The organism is Agromyces sp. NPDC029043, assembly GCF_055564615.1.
The window spans coordinates 120,465-135,337 of record NZ_JBVHVX010000007.1 but is presented as its reverse complement, the minus strand read 5'-3'; the positions used below and the strand labels follow the sequence as shown (position 1 = coordinate 135,337).

Here is a 14,873-nt window from a genome sequence, read left to right as displayed (position 1 = left end):
TCATCGCGTTGTCCGGGCCGGCCGCCCGCGTCGGAGGCGCGCCGCGGGCGGCGCCACCGCCTCGGCATCCGGGCGGTGCCGGTCGATCCACTCGTCGATCCGCTCCCACTCCAGCATGAGCCAGTCGTTGCGCTCATCGTGGTCGACGGGGATCTCGGCCCGCGGGACGTTCCAGAACCGCATGACGATCGTCTTGTCGGTCGGCAGCTCGCGCCACACGTCGGCGATCGTCCGGATCCGGTCGAGACCCGTGTGCGCCACGAAGAAGACGTCGGCGTCGGGCGCGGCATCCATGGCGGCGAAGAACCCGCCCGGCCGTGGTGCCATCACGTTCGTCAGCCGCGACGCGCGGTCGGCGGCCGCGTCGAGCCCCGCGGCGCGCAGCCGCTCGATCGCCCGGGTCCGCCGGCGCTCGGTGAAGTTCCCGCCCTCGGGGAAGATCACGAGCGCGTCGTGCGGCCCCATGTCGGCGGCGAGGTCGCGGATGCGCTCCTGGAGGCCGTGGTCGGACGGCCGCGCCGCACCCGCGAACGGCGGTGGTGCGATGAACCGGTTCGGCAGCCGGTTCAGCACCACGTCGACCGCCGGGTCCCACTGCAACGTGTCCTTCATGACGATGCGGGGGGACCGCTCGAACCAGTTCAGGACGGCGTGGATCAGGATGAACGAGTCGCCGGGACCCGCGTGCCGGCTCGCGATGACCCGCGGGCGGTCGTCGTCGTGGAAGCCGGCGGGCACGCGCACGTCGATGTCGAGCCTGAGCACCCAGTACGCGTTCCAGAACAGGAACTCGAGCATCCTCGCGACCAGGCGGTAGTGCGTGCGCTGGAAGGCCGGCGAGTGGATGCGCCATCCGAACCCCGAGGCGATCCAGAGGGCGAACAGCGCGATCAGCGCCGCTGCATCCCACAGCAGGTAGAGGTTGAGCATCCAGAGCAGCCTCGGGGTGCGCAGCCGCGGCTCGAGGAAGATTGACACCGCGGTGGCGATCACCAGCCAGACCGGCAGGAGCGCCGTGACCAGGAGGGCCGCGAGCACGACGAGTGGCGCGAGGACCATGCGGCGCACCCATCTCGGCGGCACGCGCATCAGACTCGCGACCCATCCGGCCCCCGCGCGGCGGCCGCGACCTCCCGGTCGAGGTAGTCCGACGCCGCCCGGTGGGCGCTCTCGATGCGCCGACGCACGGCGGCGGGGGAGAGGTTGCGTGCGATCCGGTTCTCGCGCTCCGACGTCGTGCCCGTGGGAAGGACGTGCAGGCGCGTTCCGGCGGGCAGGTTCGCCGAGTCGCGGGCGAAGCGGTGCCGACGGGAGATCTCGAACGCGACGCGGGCGTTGTCGAACTGGTTGCGCGGCGCCGAGAGCGGGTGCTCGATGCGTCCGACCTGCATCACGTGGATCTCCGTCGCCCCCGCCGCGGCCGCCTCGCTGATCGGGATCGAGTTCACGATGCCGCCGTCGACGAAGTGCTCGTCGCCGATCCGCACCGCCGGGAAGATGCCGGGAAGTGCGGCCGATGCGAGCACGGCCGGGATGATCGGTCCCTCGTCGAACCAGTGCTCGGCGGCTCGCTCGATGCTCGCGGCGACGCAGCGGAACTCCACCTCGAGATCGTCGAACGTGCGGGCTCCCGGCAGCCCGGCCTCGAGCAGGCGGACGAGCGGCCCGGTCGACATGACGTGGGCGCGGCCGGGCCGGAACCCCATGCCGGTCGTCAGCACGCGGGCATCCGGCGAGGTCCACGCGTGCTCGAGGCGCTCCAGCGAACGATCGACGTCGGCGGCGATGATCGCCCCGTTGATCGCCCCGATCGAGGTGCCCACGACCAGGTCGGGGCGGATGCCGCGTTCGAGCACCGCCCGGAGCATGCCGACCTGCACGGCCCCGAGGACGCCGCCACCCCCGAGGACGAACGCCACCTTGGTGGTCACCATGGCGTCATTGTCGCATCGCGTCGCGGAGCGGACGCGTGACGTTCGACCCGGCCGGACGTCGCTGGACAACCTGCGGGTGAGGTGGCACCATCGCGCAGGTGGGCAGCAGTGACACGGCGCAGCACCTCGCCGACCTCGCGGTCCTGCGGCGAGTGCGCGACCGGATCGACCGCGAGTACGCGCGGCCGCTCGACGTCGAGGCGCTCGCGCGCGGGGCGAACCTGTCGGCCGGGCACCTGAGCCGGCAGTTCAAGCTCGCCTTCGGCGAGTCGCCGTACTCCTACCTGATGACGCGGCGCATCGAGCGTGCGATGGCGCTGCTCCGCCGCGGCGAGCTCAGCGTCACCGAGGTCTGCTTCGAGGTCGGCTGCTCGTCGCTCGGCACCTTCAGCACGCGATTCACCGAGCTCGTCGGCGTGCCGCCCAGTGTGTACCGCGAGCGGTACGCCGGAGCCACGCTGGGCATGCTCCCGTGCGTGGCGAAGCAGGTCACCAAGCCGGTCAGGAATCGAGAAGCGGTGGTGGGTGGCCGCCGCTAGCGTGACTGACATGAGCCTCACCATTCACTCCAGCTTCCTGCCGCACCTCGACCCCGACGCGTCGCTCGCCTTCTATCGCGACGTGCTGGGCTTCGAGGTCCGCAACGACGTGGGCTACGAGGGCATGCGCTGGATCACGGTCGGGCCGGCCGACCAGCCCGACACCGCCATCGTGCTGCACCCGCCGGGGGTCGGCCCGGGCATGTCCGACGACGATCGCCGCGCCCTCCTCGAGATCATCGCCAAGGGCAGCTACTTCGGCGTGAACCTCGCTTCGACCGATCTCGACGACACGTTCGCGAAGCTCGAGGCGGCGGGCGCCGAGGTGGTCCAGGAGCCGGTCGACCAGCCGTACGGGCTCCGCGACTGCGCGTTCCGCGACCCGGCCGGCAACATGATCCGCATCCAGCAGGTGGCCCGATGACGGCGTCGGCGGCCGCGAGTGCGACGGCCACCGCCGTGACGATCGCCGACAGCCACGACCTCATCCGCGTCCAGGGTGCGCGCGAGAACAACCTGAAGGACGTCTCGGTCGAACTGCCGAAGCGCCGACTCACGGTGTTCACGGGCGTGTCGGGCTCGGGCAAGAGCTCGCTCGTGTTCGGCACGATCGCGGCCGAGTCGCAGCGGCTCATCAACGAGACGTACAGCGCGTTCGTGCAGGGGTTCATGCCGTCGCTCGCCCGGCCCGACGTCGACCTGCTCGAGGGGCTGACGACCGCGATCATCGTCGACCAGGAGCGCATGGGCGCGAACGTGCGCTCGACCGTGGGCACGGCGACCGACGCCAACGCGATGCTGCGGATCCTCTTCAGTCGCCTCGGGCAGCCGCACATCGGCTCGCCGCAGGCGTTCTCGTTCAACATCCCCTCGGTGACCGGAAGTGGCGCCATCACCATCGAACGGGGCAGCGCGACCGAGACGCTGGAACGCACCTTCACCCAGCTGGGCGGCATGTGCCCGCGGTGCGAGGGCATGGGAACCGTGTCCGACCTCGACCTCGCCGAGCTCTTCGACGAGACGAAGTCGCTCGCCGACGGAGCGATCACCATTCCGGGCTACACCGCCGACGGGTGGGGTACGAAGATCATCGGCGCGGTCGTGCCCACCGACATCCCCATCGCCGACTTCACCGACGACCAGCGTCACGAGTTCCTGTACGCCGAGCCCCGCAAGGTCAAGGTCAACGGCATCAACCTCACGTACGAGGGCCTCGTCCCCAAGATCCAGAAGTCGATGCTGTCGAAGGATGTCGACGCGATGCAGCCGCACATCCGCGCCTTCGTCGAACGCGCCGTGACCTTCGCGGCGTGCCCGGAGTGCGACGGAACGCGGTTGAACGCGCCGGCCCGCGCCTCGAAGATCGGCGGCGTCAGCATCGCCGATGCGTGCGCGATGCAGATCAGCGACCTGGCGGAGTGGGTTCGCGGCCTCGACGAGCCATCCGTCGCGCCGCTGCTGGCCGGCCTGCAGCAGATCCTCGACTCGTTCGTCGAGGTGGGGCTCGGGTACCTCTCGCTCGACCGCTCGTCCGGAACGCTCTCCGGCGGAGAGGCGCAGCGCACCAAGATGATCCGGCACCTCGGGTCGTCGCTGACCGACGTCACGTACGTCTTCGACGAGCCGACCGTGGGGCTGCACCCGCACGACATCCAGCGCATGAACGAACTGCTGCTGCGCCTGCGCGACAAGGGCAACACCGTGCTCGTCGTCGAGCACAAGCCCGAGTCGATCGCGATCGCCGACCACGTGGTCGACCTCGGACCGGGTGCAGGCGCGGCCGGGGGATCGGTCGTGTTCGAGGGGAGCGTCGACGAGCTCCGGGCCGCCGACACGCTCACCGGACGGCACTTCGACGACCGGGCCGCGGTCAAGCCGTCGGTCCGCACCCCGACGGGCGCGCTCGAGGTGCGCGGTGCGACGGCGCACAACCTGCAGGGCATCGACGTCGACATCCCGCTCGGCGTGCTCGTCGTCGTGACCGGCGTGGCCGGTTCGGGCAAGAGCTCCCTGATCACCGGGTCGGTGTCCGGACGCGACGGCGTCGTGACCGTCGACCAGGGTGCCATCCGCGGTTCCCGGCGAAGCAACCCCGCGACGTACACGGGCCTGCTCGACCCGATCCGCAAGGCCTTCGCGAAAGCGAACGGCGTGAAGCCGGCGCTGTTCAGCGCGAACTCCGAGGGCGCGTGCCCGAACTGCAACGGCGCGGGCGTCGTCTTCACCGACCTCGGCGTCATGGCCAGCGTCGCGAGCACGTGCGAGGTGTGCGAGGGCAAGCGGTTCGACGAGGCGGTCCTCGAGTACCACCTCGGCGGTCGCGACATCAGCGAGGTGCTCGGGATGTCGGTGACCGAGGCCCTGGCGTTCTTCGCCGACGGCGAGGGCCGTGTGCCGGCGGCGCACGCGATCCTCGGTCGTCTCGCCGACGTCGGCCTCGGCTACCTCACGATCGGTCAACCGCTCACGACCCTCTCGGGCGGCGAGCGGCAGCGGCTCAAGCTCGCCACCCACCTCGCCGAGCCGGGCGGCGTCTACGTGCTCGACGAGCCCAGCGCCGGCCTCCACCTCGCCGACGTCGAACAGCTCCTCGGCCTCCTCGACCGTCTGGTCGACTCGGGCAAGTCCGTCGTCGTGATCGAGCACCATCAGGCGGTCATGGCCCACGCCGACTGGATCATCGACCTCGGGCCGGGCGCCGGCCATGACGGCGGACGAGTCGTGTACGAGGGCACGCCCGCCGATCTCGTGGCCGGGCGGTCGACGCTGACGGGGGAGCACCTCGCGGCCTACGTCGGGGCCTGACGCCCCGCCATCCATATCGAAGGAGGATGAATGTGCCTGCATTCGGCCCATGAGGCCGGGGGAGTCGTCTACGTGCGCGGGCTCATGCCGAAGCCCCCTCCAGCAACCTATTGCGGTCAGCCTGCGAATCTCGCTACGGCATCGCGGAGGCAGCGTTCGGCCTCGCTCGCCATGTCGGAGACGATCTGCGCCGCCGGTCTCACGTCGCGCACGATGCCGGCACTCTGGCCCGCGTACAGCGAGAGCGCCTCGACGTCGCCGGTGATGCCCACCACGGGCTTGGCGTTGTCGTAGCGGCGCACCGCAGATCCGTCGGCGTTGGTGGCGAGTTGCTCGCCTTCCCCCGGCCGCTCGCCTGGAAGAGGACGTCCGGCGGCCTCCCAGACCTCGTAGGTGCTGTTTCGCAGGACGCGATGTGGTGCTGGCCAGCCGCCGTCGAACAGCGTGGTGTACACGGTTCCGGCTTCGTCCGCGGCGATCACCGCGTTCTTGTACACGTCGTGCGCGGCGGACTCCGCGCTCGCAAGGAACCGGGTGCCGACCCAGACACCCTGGGCTCCGAGGACGAGGGCCGCCGCCATTCCGCGTCCGTCGCCGATCCCGCCCGCGGCGATGACCGGCACAGGCCCCGCCGCGTCCACGACGGCCGGAATGAGGGGCATCACGGCGACCTCGCCCCAGACGTGCCCTCCGGCTTCCCATCCTTGGGCGACCAGGATGTCGACGCCGTTCGCCACCTGTCGCTCGGCGTCTTCGGCGCTCCCGACCGTCTGCATGACCAGCGCGCCGGCAGCGTGGACCCGTTCGACCAACGGCGCGCAGTCACCCCAGAAGAACGAGATCACGGGAACCCCGGCCTCGAGGCAGATCCTCAGACGCTCGTCCTGGTCCCACTCGAGCCCGAGGTTCACCCCGAACGGCCAGTCTGTGCCGGCTCGGATGGCAGAAATGAGTCGTTGCAGCTCGTCGGGCCCGCGCCAACTGCCCGACAGCATGCCGAGGCCGCCGGCGTTCGAGACGGCCGCGACGAGTTCGGGCGTGCTCGCAGCGCCGATCGGCGCCTGCACCACCGGCACCTCGATACCCAGCATGGCGGACAACGCCGTCCTGATCATGACTCCAGCGTAGGGAAGGCCGCGCGCGGAGTGGTTCCCGCACGATCCCGGGGCGCTCGTGTCGCCACGTCTCGGACAACCTGCGGTGAGCCGATAATGTACATTATGTCCGTTCGGATTTCCGGGGGGTCGCCATACGCCCTTCCGAGCCGCGCGTGCACGAGCGCTCCCCCGATGCCGGTGGGCAGGGATACGGTCGCAACGAGCGATTGCGCTCCACGAGCGGAAGGCACGTCATGCTGAAGCACGTCGCCGAGGGCGTCCTGGTCCACGAGAGCGAGTTCATCCAGAGCAATGCCGTCATCGTGCAGGGCCGCGATGGCGTCCTGCTGATCGACCCCGGGATCACGAGCCACGAGCTGGCGACCATCGCCGCCGACCTCCGCACGGCGGGTCGCACCGTCGAGGTGGGCTTCTCGACGCACCCCGACTGGGACCACGTGCTGTGGCACGCCGATCTCGGCGACGCTCCCCGGTACGGCACCGCCCGCTGCGCGGCGTCCATGCGCGATCTGCGATCGGAGTCCGACTGGGAGTCGCGCGTCGCCGAGGGCCTCCCGCCGGAGTACGCCGACGAGATCCCCATGGACCTGCTCGGCCTCATCACCGGTCTGCCGGCCGACACTGCACGGATCCCGTGGAACGGCCCCGAGGTGCGCATCCTCGAGCACCGAGCGCATGCTCCGGGCCATGCCGCACTGCTGATCGAGGAGCCCGGCGTGCTCGTCGCCGGCGACATGCTCTCCGACATCCTGATGCCGTTCCTCGACCTCGAGGCCGCGGATCCGGTCCAGGACTACCTCGACGCGCTCCGACTGTTCGAGCGCGTGGCCGACCGAGTCGAGATCGTCATCCCCGGCCACGGGTCGATCGGTGGAGCCGAGAAGCTGCGCGCTCGCATCGCACAGGATCGCGCCTACGTACAGGCCCTGCGCGACGGCGGCGACATCGACGACCGCCGGGTCGGGCCGTCAGCTCCCCTGGACTGGTTGCCCGACGTCCACCGATGGCAGCTCGAGCGCCTCGCCCGGCAGACGCAGGTCGAGGCGACGGAGTAGGCCGACGGCAGGATGATGCGGAAGCGGGCACACTGTGAATCGACTTCACAATCCGCCCGACCCCAATGACCAGGGCGCGCGCCTCTGACGTTCAGGTGCTGCGCTTCTCGGCTCGCTGCCTCATCTTCTCCAGCCGCGCCTCACTGGCCGGCATGCCGAACTCGTTGAGCGGACCGCTCGCAGCCCGCTCCGGCAGGCGCTCGTCGGTCGGGCATTCGAGCAGCACGTTCGACGTCGACTCGTCGATGCGGTGCTCGAACATCGGGTGCCCGCAGATCGGACACGGCTTCTCCCCCAGATGACTGCGGTCATCCGGGTCCTCTTGGGCCACCTGCGGGGACTCGAACGCCGGACTCAGGGTCCGATCGACCCGGTCGAAGAACCGGGTGAACGCGTTGCCGTCGCCAGGGCCCGCCTCTTCGCGTGCCATGGCGCCGATGCTACTCCCGGCCGCGCGCCGAGCGCGAGGAAAACCGTGGATGTCGCCGAGTCCGCCGGTTCGGGGTCAGGACTCGCCGAACCCCGATCGGGCGAGTTCCGCGATCGCGTCGACGGCCGGTCCGCCGTCGGGCGCGTCCGTGGCGATCTCGATCTCCGCGCCCTTCACCAGGCCCAGGGCCATGATCGCGAGCAGGCTCTTCGCATCGGTGCCGTTCACCGTCACGCGTTGCGAGAACGTGCTCGCGAGCTTGACCAGCTCGGCGGCCGGCCGCGCGTGCAACCCGTCGGCGTTGGTGAGCGTCACGCGACGGCTGATCCGACCGGGCGCGTCATCGGTGGCCGGCGGTGTCGCGGCCGGCTCCCCTCCCCCGCCGCCGGCGCTCTCGGCCGCGCGCACGACGGCGTCGAGCGGGTCGCCCGCCTCGGCGGCGACGGATGCCGCGACACCGCCCTCGACGAGCGGTGCGTCCGCGATCCGCACGCGGGAGCGCACGTCGTCGTCGAGGAAGTCCAAGGCGGTCTCGGCGGTCAGGATGGCGGAGCCGAGGTCGCACATCACGACGACCCCGGCGCCGCCATCGGCCGCTCCGATCGCTTCGGACACGAGGTCGAAGCTCGTGCCGATGCGCCCGTCGTCGGTTCCGCCCGCGGGTTCGAGCCGCACCGTCGGCGCCATCTGCCGCGCGAGCTCGACGAGCCCTTCCGCGAGCTGCCGCGAGTGCGACACGAACACGACGCCGACGCGCGGGCCGATCGCCACCTCAGGCACTCGTCCCGTTCGTCGCTGCGGCGGCCGCCGCGGCCAGCAGGTACGCCGTCGACTGCGCGCCCGGGTCGCGGTGCCCCGCCGACCGCTCGCCCAGGTAGCTCGCCCGCCCCTTGCGCGCGACGAGCGGGATCGTCGCGTCGGAGCCGGTCGCCGCGGCATCCGCCGCTGCCTGCAGGGTTTCGGCCGCACTCGCGCCGCGTTCGGCCGCCGCTCGAGCCGCATCGACGGCCGGCGTCCAGGCATCCACCATGGTCTTGTCGCCCGATTCGGCCTTGCCTCGCACCACGATCCCGTCGCGCCCCGCCGTCAGCAACGCGACCACGCCCGACGCGTCGATCGCGATCTCGCCCGCCGTCGCGGCCGAGGCCTTCAGGTACGCGGTGCCGTACAGCGGCCCGGCTGCTCCGCCGACCGTCGAGATGAGGGTCGTCGCCACGAGCTTCAGCACGTCGGACGGCGTCGACCCCGCCGGAAGGTCGTCGAGCTTGGGCAGCACGGCCTGGAACCCGCGGTCCATGTTCTCGCCGTGGTCGCCGTCGCCGATCTCGCGGTCGAGCGTGATGAGCTCGACGCGGTGCTCCGCCATCGACTCCGCGCTCCGCCGCACCCAGTCGACCGCCCAGGTGATGTCCAGTCCCACCGCGGCCGCCCTACCGGCCCCACCGCAGGGCCGCGGTGTGCACCGGCGCATCCCACAGCTGGATCATCTCGTCGTCCAGCTTCAGGAGGGTGATGGAGAACCCCTGCATCTCGAGCGACGTGATGTAGTTGCCGACCAGCGACCGCTCGATGCGGATGCCGCGCTCGGCGAGAACCTCGGCGGCGCGACGGTACGCGATGTACAACTCGACCTGCGGCGTGCCGCCCATGCCGTTCACGAACAGCAGCACCCGATCGCCCGACGAGAACGGGAGGTCGTCGATCACGGGCGTCAGCAGGCGGTCGACCAGCGAGTCGGCGGGCTCGAGCTTGATGCGTTCACGGCCCGGTTCGCCGTGGATGCCGATGCCGATCTCGACCTCGTCCTCGGCGAGCGTGAAGCTCGGCTCGCCCGCGTGCGGCACGATGCACGGCGTGAGCGCCATGCCCATCGACCGGACGTTGGCGTTCACGCGCTCGGCGATCTCGGCGACCTGGTCGAGCGAGTCGCCGCGCTCGGCCGCCGCGCCGGCGATCTTCTCGACGAGGACGGTGCCCCCGACGCCCCGGCGGCCCGCGGTGTACAGCGAGTCCTTGACCGCGACGTCGTCGTTGATGACGACCGCGCGCACGTCGATGCCGTCAGCCGCGGCGAGGTCGGCGGCGGTCTCGAAGTTGAGCACGTCGCCCGTGTAGTTCTTCACGATGTGCAGGACGCCCTTGCCGCCGTCGACCGCCTTCGTCGCGTTGAGGATCGGGTCGGGCGTCGGCGAGGTGAACACGGCGCCCGGTACCGCGCCGTCGAGCATCCCGTGGCCGACGTACCCCGCATGCAGCGGCTCGTGTCCGCTGCCGCCACCGGAGACGATCCCGACCTTGCCCGCCACCGGCGCATCCGCGCGGACGACGTGGATCGGGTCGGTCGCGACCGTCACGAGGTCGGCGTGCGCGAGCGCGAACCCGGCGACGGACTCGTCGACGACTCGCTTGGGGTCGTTGATGATCTTCTTCACGGACGTCCCTTTCCCCTCGGCTGCACGCGTCGGGCCCCTCGCACATCGACGCTGACGCAGCACTCCCCCGCAAAACTACTCCCGCGAGCGACGCCCATGAAAGGGCTCTCCCGGAAAAGCGGAGCGGCCCTTCCGCCTGCGTTCGCCACGCGAGTAGGGTGGGCGCTGATCCGCCCCTGGGGCGTGCCCCTCGGGCTCGGCGAAAGGATGGAAGGTCAACGTGGACAATCTCGGTGTGTTGATGCTCTCCGAGCTGGTGGGCACGGCGATGCTCGTGCTCCTCGGCTGCGGCGTCGTCGCCAACGTCGCCCTGGCCAAGACCAAGGGCTTCGGCGGCGGATTCCTCATGGTGACGTTCGGCTGGGGCTTCGCGGTCTTCGCGGGTGTCATCGTGGCCTACGTCTCCGGCGCCCACATCAACCCGGCGGTCACGCTCGGCCTCGTGGCGAACGGCGCGACCGAGTTCGGCAACGCCGGGCTCGACATGACGGTCCCGGTCTCACCGCTCAGCGTCCTGGGCTACATCGGCGCGCAGCTGCTGGGAGCCATCATCGGCGCGGTCATCGTGTGGCTCGCCTACAAGCAGCACTTCGACCAGGAGCCCGACCCGGCGCCCAAGCTCGGCACGTTCTCGACGGGCCCCGGCATCCGCAACTACGCCTGGAACCTCGTCACCGAGATCATCGGCACGTTCGTGCTGGTCTTCGTCGTCATCGGCTTCGGCCGCCAGGGTGACCCGGGCGGTCTCGCCGCGCTCGGTGCGCTCCCGGTCGCGCTCCTCGTGGTCGGCATCGGCGTCTCGCTCGGTGGCCCGACCGGGTACGCGATCAACCCGGCCCGCGACCTCGGCCCGCGCATCGCGCACGCCGTGCTGCCGATCCACGGAAAGGGCGCCTCCGACTGGGCGTACTCGTGGGTCCCGGTCGTCGGCCCGATCATCGGCGGGCTGCTCGCGGGATGGGCCGCCATCCCGCTGCTTCCCATCGAGTTCTGACCCTCCGAGGGGCCGGTCGATCGACCGGCCCCTCGCTGGTCCGGCTGCGCCGCGACCCGTCGTGCGGACCGGACGTGAACCCCACCAATGCGACAGAGAGGACGCAACGGACATGGCGGACTACATCCTGGCGATCGACCAGGGCACCACCAGCACGCGAGCGATCATCTTCGACAAGAAGGGCTCGATCGTCTCGACCGGGCAGCTCGAGCACGAGCAGATCTTCCCCAGGGCCGGCTGGGTCGAGCACGACCCGATGGAGATCTGGCGCAACACGCGCGAGGTCATCGGGCAGGCGCTCGGCAAGGCCGACCTCACCCGGCACGACATCGCTGCCGTGGGCATCACGAACCAGCGCGAGACCGCGGTCGTGTGGGACAAGAACACCGGCGAGCCGGTCTACAACGCGATCGTGTGGCAGGACACCCGCACGCAGCCGATCGTCGACCGCCTCGCCGCCGACGGCGGGGTCGAGCGGTTCAAGCAGGATGTCGGCCTGCCGCTCGCGACCTACTTCTCGGGCACCAAGATCGTCTGGATCCTCGAGAACGTCGAGGGCGCGCGTGAGAAGGCGGACGCAGGTGACCTGCTGTTCGGCACGACCGACTGCTGGGTGCTGTGGAACCTCACCGGCGGCACCGACGGCGGTGTGCACGCGACGGATGTCACGAACGCGAGCCGCACGCTCTTCATGGACCTCGAGACGTTGTCCTGGCGCGACGACATCCTCGAGACGTTCGGCGTGCCCCGCTCGATGATGCCCGAGATCCGCTCCTCCTCCGAGGTGTACGGCACGGTCGAGCCCTCCAGCCTGCTCCGCGAGGTGCCGGTGGCGGGCATCCTCGGCGACCAGCAGGCGGCGACGTTCGGTCAGGCTGCGTTCGATGAGGGCGAGTCGAAGAACACCTACGGCACGGGCAACTTCCTCATCTTCAACACCGACACCGAGATCGTCCACTCGAAGAACGGCCTGCTGACGACGCTCGGCTACAAGCTGGGCGACCAGCCGGCGCACTACGCGCTCGAGGGCTCCATCGCCGTCACCGGGTCGCTGATCCAGTGGCTGCGCGACAACCTCGGGTTGATCTCGAGCGCGCCCGAGGTCGAGGAGCTCGCCAAGACCGTCGACGACAACGGCGGCGCGTACTTCGTGCCCGCCTTCTCCGGACTGTTCGCGCCCTACTGGCGTCCCGACGCGCGCGGCGCGCTGGTCGGCCTGACACGGTACGTCAACAAGGGGCACATCGCGCGGGCGGCGCTCGAGGCGACGGCGTTCCAGACCCGCGAGGTGCTCGACGCGGTCAACGCCGACTCGGGCGTCGAGCTGACCGACCTCAAGGTCGACGGCGGCATGATCAACAACGACACGCTGATGCAGTTCCAGGCCGACATCCTCGGCGTTCCCGTCGTCCGACCGGTCGTCGCCGAGACCACGGCCCTCGGCGCCGCGTACGCGGCCGGGCTGGCGGTCGGGTTCTGGTCCGACCTCGACGAGCTCCGCGCCAACTGGCAGGAGGATCGCCGTTGGGAGCCGAAGATGGACGCCGCCGAGCGCGAGCGCCAGCTGCGCCTGTGGAAGAAGGCCGTGTCGAAGACCTTCGACTGGGTCGACGCCGACGTCTCGCACGAGTGACGATCGCTCACCGATCCGACACGACGGGCCTCGCGGCATCCGCGGGGCCCGTCGTCATGCGTCCGCGAACCGGGAATCCGCGATCAGGCCCTGGTGGCCGTGACCCACTCCTCGAGCTTGCGGGCCGCCGCGCCGCTGTCGATGGCGCCCTCGGCGACCGCCATCTTCTCGTGGAACCGCTCGAGGATGGTGCGCTGGACCTGGCTCGGATCGTTGGCCAGCTCGAACGCGACCAGGCCGGCCGCGGCGTTGAGCACGACGATGTCGCGCACGGGGCCGCGTGCCCCCGCGAACACGTCGTGGACGATCTGCGCGTTGTGCTGCGCGTCACCGCCCTTCAACTGCTCGATCGACGTGCGCGGGATGCCGAGCTCGCGCGGGTCGAGGTCGTGCTCCTTCACCGTTCCGCGCGACACCTCCCAGATGTGGCTGTGCCCTGTGGTCGTGAGCTCGTCGAGGCCGTCGTCGCCGCGGAACACCAGGGCGGTCGCACCACGCGTCTGGAAGACGCCGACGATGAGCGGCACGCGGTCGAGCTGCGCCACGCCCACCGCCGAGGCCTCGGGTCGGGCGGGGTTGCAGAGCGGGCCGAGGAAGTTGAACACCGTCGGGACGCCGAGCTGCGCCCGGACCGGGCCGGCATGCTTGAACCCGGGGTGGAAGGCCGCGGCGAACGCGAACGTGATGCCGGCCTCGCCGAGCACCTCGGCGACGCGATGAGCCGGCAGCGTCAGGTCGATGCCGAGAGCGCCGAGCACGTCGGAGGAACCGGACGCCGAGCTGGCGGCCTTGTTCCCGTGCTTGATGACCGGCACGCCGGCCGCAGCGCAGATCACGGAGGCCATGGTCGAGACGTTCACCGTGCCGAACCGGTCGCCACCCGTGCCGACGATGTCGAGCGCCATCGGGTCGACCGGCAGCTCGACCGCGTGCTCGAGGATGGCGTCTCGGAACCCGACGATCTCGTCGACGGTCTCGCCCTTCAGGCGCAGCGCGATGAGGAACGCGGCGAGCTGGGCGTCGGTCGCGACCCCCGTCATCACCTGCTCCATGCACCATGCGGCATCCGACACGCTGAGGTCGTCGCCCTCGATGAGGGCGTTCAGGACCGCGGGCCAGGACTGGATCGACGACATGGTCCGATCCTATCCACGCGGATTCGAGGCGGATTCACGGAGCTTCATCAGCCCCGCCGCAGCATCGGGACAGGTCGCCCAACCTTGAAGCGAGCCGTGACGTCCAAAACTCGGCCTCCGAATCAGCCATAATGGGGAGCGTGACGAGCACCTCATTGACGTATCAGGCGAGCGCGCCCGTGATCAAGCGTCCCAACACCGTTGCTGTGGGCACGATCGTGTGGCTCGGCAGCGAGGTGATGTTCTTCGCGGGACTGTTCGCGATCTACTTCACGCTGCGCTCGACGTCCCCCGAACTGTGGGCGTTCGAGGCCGACCGCCTGAACTTCCCGTTCTCCCTGACGAACACGATCATCCTCGTGGCCTCGTCGTTCACCTGCCAGTTCGGCGTCTTCGCTGCCGAGCGCAGCCAGCCGTACCGCACCGGGTGGAAGCCGACGCAGTGGGGCATGGTCGAGTGGTTCTTCCTCACCTACGCGATGGGCGCGATCTTCGTCGCCGGCCAGGTCTGGGAGTATGCGACGCTCGTCTCCGAGGGCATCGCGATCGACTCGAACTCCTACGGCTCGGCGTTCTACCTGACCACCGGCTTCCACGGCCTCCACGTCACGGGTGGCCTGCTCGCCTTCCTGTTCGTCATCGGGCGCACCTTCGCCGTGAAGAACTTCGGGCACCGCGAGGCCACCAGCGCGATCGTCGTGTCCTACTACTGGCACTTCGTCGACGTCGTCTGGATCGGCCTGTTCCTCGTCATCTACGTCCTCAAATAGGCCGCGCAGAGGAACGCCACCCGCAAT

15 protein-coding genes are annotated in these 14,873 nt (G+C 70.2%); 7 read left to right on the top strand and 8 right to left on the bottom strand.

Annotated features, from left to right (window positions below):
• Entirely contained in the window at positions 1 to 1,059 is a 1,059-nt protein-coding gene (locus ACZ4TW_RS11170; RefSeq protein WP_465542789.1) for a 1-acyl-sn-glycerol-3-phosphate acyltransferase, read from the bottom strand.
• 29 nt (positions 1,060 to 1,088) lie between these two features.
• On the bottom strand, positions 1,089 to 1,934 hold the full coding sequence (locus ACZ4TW_RS11165) for a patatin-like phospholipase family protein (RefSeq protein WP_465542788.1): 846 nt from the start codon (positions 1,932 to 1,934) through the stop codon (positions 1,089 to 1,091).
• A 98-nt stretch (positions 1,935 to 2,032) separates the two neighbouring features.
• On the opposite strand from ACZ4TW_RS11165, the gene ACZ4TW_RS11160 reads away from it, so the two are divergent.
• Genes ACZ4TW_RS11160 through ACZ4TW_RS11150 form a run of 3 tightly spaced genes read left to right on the top strand, consistent with a single transcriptional unit; the run spans position 2,033 to position 5,278 of the window.
• Positions 2,033 to 2,473: a helix-turn-helix transcriptional regulator gene (locus tag ACZ4TW_RS11160; protein ID WP_465542787.1), complete on the top strand. Its 441-nt coding sequence runs from the start codon at positions 2,033 to 2,035 to the stop codon at positions 2,471 to 2,473.
• A 10-nt stretch (positions 2,474 to 2,483) separates the two neighbouring features.
• A complete protein-coding gene (locus tag ACZ4TW_RS11155; protein WP_465542786.1) occupies positions 2,484 to 2,897 on the top strand; it encodes a VOC family protein in 414 nt (137 codons plus the stop codon).
• Positions 2,894 to 5,278, top strand: coding sequence for an ATP-binding cassette domain-containing protein (locus ACZ4TW_RS11150; protein ID WP_465542785.1), 2,385 nt, complete (start codon positions 2,894 to 2,896; stop codon positions 5,276 to 5,278). Before ACZ4TW_RS11155 ends, ACZ4TW_RS11150 begins: the two co-directional genes overlap by 4 nt.
• Positions 5,279 to 5,394: 116 nt before the next feature.
• On the opposite strand, the gene ACZ4TW_RS11145 is transcribed toward ACZ4TW_RS11150, so the two are convergent.
• On the bottom strand, positions 5,395 to 6,393 hold the full coding sequence (locus ACZ4TW_RS11145; RefSeq protein ID WP_465542784.1) for an NAD(P)H-dependent flavin oxidoreductase: 999 nt from the start codon (positions 6,391 to 6,393) through the stop codon (positions 5,395 to 5,397).
• A gap of 236 nt (positions 6,394 to 6,629) precedes the next feature.
• Here ACZ4TW_RS11145 and ACZ4TW_RS11140 point away from each other — a divergent pair, with 236 nt between their 5' ends.
• Positions 6,630 to 7,451: an MBL fold metallo-hydrolase gene (locus ACZ4TW_RS11140; protein ID WP_465542783.1), complete on the top strand. Its 822-nt coding sequence runs from the start codon at positions 6,630 to 6,632 to the stop codon at positions 7,449 to 7,451.
• Between the two features lie 91 nt (positions 7,452 to 7,542).
• Here ACZ4TW_RS11140 and ACZ4TW_RS11135 read toward each other — a convergent pair whose 3' ends face one another.
• The 4 genes from ACZ4TW_RS11135 to dhaK all read right to left on the bottom strand — a co-directional run bounded on the left by ACZ4TW_RS11135 (position 7,543) and on the right by dhaK (position 10,313).
• The gene (locus tag ACZ4TW_RS11135) at positions 7,543 to 7,881 is read right to left on the bottom strand and encodes a hypothetical protein (RefSeq protein ID WP_465542782.1); all 339 of its coding nucleotides are present in this window, start codon (positions 7,879 to 7,881) and stop codon (positions 7,543 to 7,545) included.
• A 75-nt stretch (positions 7,882 to 7,956) separates the two neighbouring features.
• Positions 7,957 to 8,661, bottom strand: a complete 705-nt coding sequence (gene dhaM, locus ACZ4TW_RS11130; RefSeq protein WP_465542781.1) for a dihydroxyacetone kinase phosphoryl donor subunit DhaM — start codon at positions 8,659 to 8,661, stop codon at positions 7,957 to 7,959.
• Entirely contained in the window at positions 8,654 to 9,301 is a 648-nt protein-coding gene (dhaL, locus tag ACZ4TW_RS11125; protein ID WP_465542780.1) for a dihydroxyacetone kinase subunit DhaL, read from the bottom strand. The genes dhaM and dhaL overlap by 8 nt, the downstream gene beginning before the upstream one ends.
• Positions 9,302 to 9,311: 10 nt before the next feature.
• Positions 9,312 to 10,313: a dihydroxyacetone kinase subunit DhaK gene (gene dhaK / locus ACZ4TW_RS11120; protein WP_465542779.1), complete on the bottom strand. Its 1,002-nt coding sequence runs from the start codon at positions 10,311 to 10,313 to the stop codon at positions 9,312 to 9,314.
• A 268-nt stretch (positions 10,314 to 10,581) separates the two neighbouring features.
• Here dhaK and ACZ4TW_RS11115 point away from each other — a divergent pair, with 268 nt between their 5' ends.
• Both ACZ4TW_RS11115 and glpK read left to right on the top strand, forming a co-directional pair.
• A complete protein-coding gene (locus tag ACZ4TW_RS11115) occupies positions 10,582 to 11,307 on the top strand; it encodes an MIP/aquaporin family protein (protein ID WP_465542865.1) in 726 nt (241 codons plus the stop codon).
• A gap of 112 nt (positions 11,308 to 11,419) precedes the next feature.
• On the top strand, positions 11,420 to 12,940 hold the full coding sequence (gene glpK, locus ACZ4TW_RS11110) for a glycerol kinase GlpK (RefSeq protein ID WP_465542778.1): 1,521 nt from the start codon (positions 11,420 to 11,422) through the stop codon (positions 12,938 to 12,940).
• Between the two features lie 83 nt (positions 12,941 to 13,023).
• On the opposite strand, the gene trpD is transcribed toward glpK, so the two are convergent.
• A complete protein-coding gene (gene trpD / locus ACZ4TW_RS11105) occupies positions 13,024 to 14,076 on the bottom strand; it encodes an anthranilate phosphoribosyltransferase (protein WP_465542777.1) in 1,053 nt (350 codons plus the stop codon).
• A gap of 131 nt (positions 14,077 to 14,207) precedes the next feature.
• On the opposite strand from trpD, the gene ctaE reads away from it, so the two are divergent.
• Positions 14,208 to 14,846: an aa3-type cytochrome oxidase subunit III gene (ctaE, locus tag ACZ4TW_RS11100; RefSeq protein ID WP_465542776.1), complete on the top strand. Its 639-nt coding sequence runs from the start codon at positions 14,208 to 14,210 to the stop codon at positions 14,844 to 14,846.
• Positions 14,847 to 14,873 lie beyond the last annotated feature (27 nt).

Bases quoted from the DNA above. Each gene is read 5' to 3' on its own strand.
- ctaE (WP_465542776.1), top strand. From the start codon at position 14,208: ATGGGGAGCGTGACGAGCACCTCATTGACGTATCAGGCGAGCGCGCCC.
- ACZ4TW_RS11140 (WP_465542783.1), top strand. From the start codon at position 6,630: ATGCTGAAGCACGTCGCCGAGGGCGTCCTGGTCCACGAGAGCGAGTTC.
- ACZ4TW_RS11155 (WP_465542786.1), top strand. From the start codon at position 2,484: ATGAGCCTCACCATTCACTCCAGCTTCCTGCCGCACCTCGACCCCGAC.
- ACZ4TW_RS11170 (WP_465542789.1), bottom strand. From the start codon at position 1,059: ATGGTCCTCGCGCCACTCGTCGTGCTCGCGGCCCTCCTGGTCACGGCG.
- ACZ4TW_RS11115 (WP_465542865.1), top strand. From the start codon at position 10,582: ATGCTCGTGCTCCTCGGCTGCGGCGTCGTCGCCAACGTCGCCCTGGCC.
- ACZ4TW_RS11135 (WP_465542782.1), bottom strand. From the start codon at position 7,881: ATGGCACGCGAAGAGGCGGGCCCTGGCGACGGCAACGCGTTCACCCGG.
- ACZ4TW_RS11145 (WP_465542784.1), bottom strand. From the start codon at position 6,393: ATGATCAGGACGGCGTTGTCCGCCATGCTGGGTATCGAGGTGCCGGTG.
- ACZ4TW_RS11165 (WP_465542788.1), bottom strand. From the start codon at position 1,934: ATGGTGACCACCAAGGTGGCGTTCGTCCTCGGGGGTGGCGGCGTCCTC.
- glpK (WP_465542778.1), top strand. From the start codon at position 11,420: ATGGCGGACTACATCCTGGCGATCGACCAGGGCACCACCAGCACGCGA.
- ACZ4TW_RS11150 (WP_465542785.1), top strand. From the start codon at position 2,894: ATGACGGCGTCGGCGGCCGCGAGTGCGACGGCCACCGCCGTGACGATC.
- trpD (WP_465542777.1), bottom strand. From the start codon at position 14,076: ATGTCGTCGATCCAGTCCTGGCCCGCGGTCCTGAACGCCCTCATCGAG.